The organism is Streptomyces sp. NPDC051173 (assembly GCF_040689515.1).
Lineage (GTDB): Bacteria > Actinomycetota > Actinomycetes > Streptomycetales > Streptomycetaceae > Streptomyces.
Window position 1 is genome coordinate 1 of record NZ_JBFBBD010000156.1, and the last position, 3,312, is coordinate 3,312.

2 protein-coding genes and 1 pseudogene are annotated in these 3,312 nt (G+C 69.2%); 1 reads left to right on the forward strand and 2 read right to left on the reverse strand.

The window, feature by feature from the left end; all coding sequences use genetic code 11:
* Window positions 1–200 precede the first annotated feature (200 nt).
* A pseudogene (locus AB0435_RS33985) lies at window positions 201–686 on the reverse strand (SulP family inorganic anion transporter); the annotation flags it as partial.
* 389 nt (window positions 687–1,075) lie between these two features.
* On the opposite strand from AB0435_RS33985, the gene proC reads away from it, so the two are divergent.
* Window positions 1,076–1,885, forward strand: coding sequence for a pyrroline-5-carboxylate reductase (gene proC / locus AB0435_RS33990; RefSeq protein ID WP_366428715.1), 810 nt, complete (start codon window positions 1,076–1,078; stop codon window positions 1,883–1,885).
* A gap of 68 nt (window positions 1,886–1,953) precedes the next feature.
* Here the strand turns inward: proC and trpS are convergent, their stop codons facing one another.
* Entirely contained in the window at window positions 1,954–2,952 is a 999-nt protein-coding gene (gene trpS, locus AB0435_RS33995) for a tryptophan--tRNA ligase (protein ID WP_366008552.1), read from the reverse strand.
* Window positions 2,953–3,312: the final 360 nt, after the last annotated feature.

Consider the following 3,312-nt stretch of genomic DNA (forward strand, 5'->3'; position numbering starts at 1 on the left):
ACCGTGTGGGAGAGTAGGACGCCGCCGAACAAATTTTGATGAAATGCCCTGGTGGGAACTCCGGTTCCTGCCAGGGCATTTCTGCGTTCCCGGACCTTTTTATTTGCGCACGGAGACCGACGGCACCGCATTCCGTTCGGACCAGCACCACCGCCTCACCGCGATGGTCCCGCCACAGTCGGCCGACGTCCCGCAGGATCGGGCAGCCCGCCGAGCTTTTCCAGGCCACCGGCGGGTGGGCGCGCGTCGGCCAGCGCGTACAACGGCCCGGCGATGAGCACCAGGCCGATGCCCGCCAGCATCCCCTGCACCACCGAAACGGAGATCGCCCGGAACCACCGCCCCAGGCGCAGCAGCCCCATGGCGATCTGCAGCACGCCGGCCGCGAGCACCAGGACGCCGAGCGCCCCGAGCCTGTGGCCCCGCACGGCTTCGTAGACGAGGACGGTCAGGTCGGCGGCCGGCCCGCTGACCTGGAGGCTGCTGCCCGGCAGCAGCCCGGTGAGGAGACCGCCGACCACACCGGTGACGAGCCCCAGCTCGACCGGGACTCCGGAGGCGACGGCGATGCCCACGGAGAGCGGTACGGCGATGAGGAAGACGACGAGTGACGCGGTGACGTCGGCGCGGAGGCTGGCGAGGAGTGTTCGACTGCGGTGGTTTGACCGGAGCTTGGCCCGCGGCAGAACGTTCCGGGCGCGGCCGAAGGGTATTGCTCCATGAGGTTGCCTCCAGTGCACGGTGCGGCGCACAGCGATGCAGATCGCTGTCTGCCGGACGACGCGGTGCGGCAGCGGAAGACGTCGAGGTGGGGGCAGGCCGGACGGTAGAGGGTGGCGGAGCGTGCCGTGGACACCCGCGGTCATTCCATCCAAGTGCGGCTGTGCGCCGGACAGTTGGCGTGTTGCCACGATGTAAACGTGGAATCGGTTGCCAGAAATATTCCGTACCGTTCACTCCGGCGTGGCCCTCGTCGTCCTCCGGCTTTCCCACGTCGCCTCGTGGAGTGCACGCCGGGTGCGAAGATGGCTGGGGACGCCCCTGAACTCCAGCGCAGAAGAGGTGAGCGAGCCCCGTGGCCCAGAAAGTCGCCGTTCTCGGCACAGGAAAGATCGGCGAGGCACTGCTCAGCGGCATGATCCGCGCAGGCTGGTCGATCGAGGACCTGCTGGTCACCGCCCGCCGCCCGGAGCGGGCCGAGGCACTCCGCGCCCGTTACGGCGTCGACACCGTCACCAACGTCGAGGCCGCCAAGGCCGCCGACACCCTGATCCTCGCCGTGAAGCCGCAGGACATGGCGACGCTTCTCGACGAGCTCGCCCCCCATCTGCCCGCCGATCGGCTGGTGATCAGCGCCGCGGCCGGCGTCCCCACGGCCTTCTTCGAGGAGAGGCTGCCGGAGGGCGTCCCCGTCGTACGCGTCATGCCCAACACCCCCGTCCTCGTGGACGAGGGCATGTCCGTCATCTCCGCGGGCACCCACGCCACGGAGGACCATCTCCTCCGTACCGAAGCGATCTTCAAGCCCGTCGGCAAGACGCTCCGGGTCCCGGAGTCCCAGCAGGACGCGGCGACCGCCCTCTCCGGTTCGGGCCCCGCGTACTTCTACTTCCTCGTCGAGGCGATGACCGACGCCGGCATCCTCCTCGGCCTCCCGCGGGACAAGGCCCACGACCTCATCGTCCAGGCGGCCATCGGCGCGGCCGTCATGCTGCGCGACAGTGGCGAGCACCCGGTCAAGCTCCGCGAGGCCGTCACCTCGCCGGCGGGCACGACGATCAGCGCGATCCGGGAGCTGGAGCGCCACGGCGTACGCGCCGCTCTGATCGCCGCACTCGAAGCGGCTCGCGACCGCAGCCGGGAACTGGCCTCCGGGCAAGCCTGACAGCGGCGACCGCTCGTACGGAACGGCCTCGGATTCCCTTGCGGTCTCCGAGGCCGTTCTTCGTTCCTTCAGGCGGGCGGCATCAGACCGATCGCCGCGTAGGCCGCGTCGACGGTCGGCCGGGCCACCTTCCTGGCCCGCTCGGCCCCGGTGCGCAGGACCGCGTCCACATATCCCGGGTCGGCGCACAATTCCGCGTGCCGTTCCCGCACCGGCCGCAGCAGTTCGAGCACGGCATCGGCGGTGTCCCGCTTCAGAGCGCCGTACGAGTCGTACCCCTCGGCCAGCTCCGCGGGCTTTCCGCCGACGCAGGCCGCGAGGATCTCCAGCAGGTTCGCGACTCCGGGCTGCTCTTCCCGGTCGTATACGACCGAGCTGCCGCTGTCGGTCACCGCACGCATGATCTTCTTGCGTACGACGTCCGCCTCGTCGAGCAGATAGACGATCCCGCTCGTCTCCGCGTGGGACTTCCCCATCTTCGAGGTGGGGTCCTGGAGGTCCATGACCCTGGCGGCCACGCTCGGGAGCACGGCCTTCGGCACGGTGAACGTGTGGCCGTACCGCTGGTTGAACCGCACGGCCAGGTCACGCGTGAGCTCTACGTGCTGGGCCTGGTCGTCGCCCACGGGCACCTCGTCCGCCGAATAGGCGAGGATGTCGGCCGCCATCAGCACGGGATACGTCAGCAGTGACAGCCGTACGCTCCCGCCGGTCGCCCGCTCACGCGCCGATTTCTCCTTGTACTGGATCATCCGGCGCATCTCACCGTCGGACGCCGTGCACTCGAGCAGATAGGAGAGCCGGGTGTGCTCGTCCACATGACTCTGCACGAACATCGTGCAGAGGGACGGCTCCAGCCCCGCGGCGAGCAGCAGCGTCGCCGCCTGCCGGCTGAGCCTGCGGACCCTGGCGGGATCGTGGTCGACGGTCAGGGCGTGCAGGTCGACGACGCAGAAGAGCGCGTCGGCCTTGTGCTGGTCCGTCTCGACCCACTGGCGTACGGCTCCGAGATAGTTGCCCAGCGTCAGGTGGCCGGTGGGCTTGATACCGCTGAAGATCCGGGTCATGGGGTCTTGCCTCCCTTGGAGAGGGACCACCACCACGGACAGCAAAAAGGCCGCCGAGGCGGCGGCCGTGGATGCATGCGCAGAAGACGGGCCGCCGGGTCAGGCGGCCCACCACTGCCGAGTGCTGCGGCACGCATGCTGAGTCATGCGCCGACCGTACTCCTGCGAAACCCCCTTGCGCCACAGGTTTGATGCGTCCTACGGGCTCGTGTAGAGTTCTTCGAGTTGCCCCGGCGTCCGCGAGGACGGCGAGGCGGCCACTCACGCCGCACCGGCGGCAATCTCTACTGCATGACCCCTGAACGGGATGGATTTCGGCGTGCCGAATTCCGGACCGGGCGCCGATTAGGAGCCGCCGGG

What these genes read in the sequence shown, in the direction of transcription:
- trpS (WP_366008552.1), bottom strand. Translation starts at nt 2,952, where the DNA reads ATGACCCGGATCTTCAGCGGTATCAAGCCCACCGGCCACCTGACGCTG.